Below are 1,808 nucleotides of genomic sequence, written 5' to 3'. Positions count from 1 at the left end.
ACCGGACCCCCGGACCACCCAGCCGCCAGGCCGCCAGGGCCACCGGGCTGGCCGAGCCGCCAGGCCACCGGGCTGGCCGGGCCGCCGGGGTGCCGGGCCCCCGGAGGACCCCCGCATCCGCTGCCGCCGCCCGCCGCCGGGCCTGCCCGCTATGCGTCCAGTGCCTCGCGCCACTGGGCTACGGCCTGGGTGGAGACCGGGGTCGCCCATCCGTCGGGGCGTGACGCGCCGCCGATGTGCACCGCGTCGATCCCGGCGCTCCGCAGGCGGGGCAGATGGTCGAGCCGCAGGCCGCCGCCGACGAGGATGCGGGGCTCGTAGCCCGGCTCGCCGGACCGGGCCGCCTCCGCGACGAGTGTCGGCAGGCCGTCGTCGACACCGCCCGCCGCGCCGGCCGTCAGATACGTGTCGAGGCCCGGCAGGCCCGTGAGCTCCTTGCGCAGGGCGTCGCGGTCGGCGGCGCGGTCGACGGCCCGGTGGAACGTCCACCGGCAGCCGTCCAGCTCCGCGACGAGTGCCCGTACCGCGGTCATGTCCGGCGCGCCGGTCTCGTCGAGGAAGCCGAGCACGAACTCGTCCGCGCCCTCCGCGCGCAGCGCCCGCGCGTCCCGTACGAGCGCGTCCACGTCGCCCGCCGCGAAGCCGTCCGCCGCGCGGAGCATCACGCGCAGCGGGATGTCCACGGCGGCACGGATCGCCGCGAAGGTCTCCCGGGGCGGGGTGAGGCCGTCGGCTGCCATGTCGGTGACCAGCTCCAGCCGGTCCGCGCCGCCGGCCTGCGCCGCGACCGCGTCGTCCGCGTCGAGGGCGATCACCTCAAGCAGTGCACGGTTGCTCATCTGACCCCAATTCCTCGGCTGCCTACAGATTCAACAGGTCTAGTCCAATACAGCCTACGCGGCGGGTCACGCGGTCGCATGCGGCAGGGGGCGGCGGGTCGGGACTCACTCCACGAACCGCACCTCCGGCCAGCGCGGGGAGGGGCGCTCCAGGAGGCCGGAGTCGTCGCGGCCCCGCAGCCACCGGTCGAAGAAGGCGGCGATGTACGCCTGCTGGGCGGCGACGGAACGTACGGGGTCGATGGTCCCCACGTTCCCGGTGACGAAGTCGTCCGGCAGCCCGAGCCGGTGGGCGATCTGCGGGATCTGCGACTGGAGGTCGGTGAACGAGGCGTGCTCGGTCCCGGTGAGGGTCAGGTCCCGGTGCCAGCCGGTGCTGTGCCGCCAGACGGCGTCCCAGGACGCGACGGTGTGGTGGTCGTCGCCGTCCTTGCCCATGAGGAGCAGGGGCCGGGTGACGCCGTCGGTGCCGACGGGGGACGGGTTCGCCGGGTCGTGGTCGTCCTCGGTGTAGCCCATCACCCCGTCCATGTTGAGCGCGGCCCTGATCCGGCGGTCGTCGTGCATGGTCTGGGCGGCGGTGAACCCGCCCGCCGACTGCCCGAACATCCCGACGGCCCCGAGGTCGAGGAGCCGGCCGAGGGGGCCGGGGAGATGACGGAGCCGGTCCAGGACGAACCGGGTGTCGGCCACCCGTACGTCCACGACCTTCTTCAGCAGCGCGACGACGTGCTCCGGCCCGGCCTCCTTGGCACGGGTGTACTCGCGGGGCAGCACGGTGCTTTCGAGGCGGCCCCGGGGGAACTCGACGACCTGGGCGTCGTACGTGTGGTCCAGCATCACCACGACGTACCCGCGCGAGGCGAGCTCGTCGCAGAGGGTGGTGCCGAGGGTGCGGGGGTCGCCGGCGCCGGGCGAGTAGAGGACGACGGGGAAGCCGGCGACCCCCGCACCCTCGGCACCACCCTC

2 protein-coding genes are annotated in these 1,808 nt (G+C 74.8%); both read right to left on the bottom strand.

Translation table 11 applies throughout. The features are described 5' to 3' along the window. Positions 1 to 149 precede the first annotated feature (149 nt). The gene (locus tag ACJA3G_RS36225) at positions 150 to 839 is read right to left on the bottom strand and encodes a copper homeostasis protein CutC (RefSeq protein ID WP_406557278.1); all 690 of its coding nucleotides are present in this window, start codon (positions 837 to 839) and stop codon (positions 150 to 152) included. Between the two features lie 105 nt (positions 840 to 944). Then, a partial coding sequence (locus ACJA3G_RS36220) for an alpha/beta hydrolase family protein (RefSeq protein WP_406557277.1) occupies positions 945 to 1,808 on the bottom strand: 864 nt, incomplete at its 5' end.

Origin of the sequence: Streptomyces sp. YS-3 (genome assembly GCF_045257485.1) — a bacterium.
Lineage (GTDB): Bacteria > Actinomycetota > Actinomycetes > Streptomycetales > Streptomycetaceae > Streptomyces.
This window is presented reverse-complemented; position numbering and strand designations above follow the sequence as displayed.

Bases quoted from the DNA above. Each gene is read 5' to 3' on its own strand.
- ACJA3G_RS36225 (WP_406557278.1), bottom strand. From the start codon at position 839: ATGAGCAACCGTGCACTGCTTGAGGTGATCGCCCTCGACGCGGACGAC.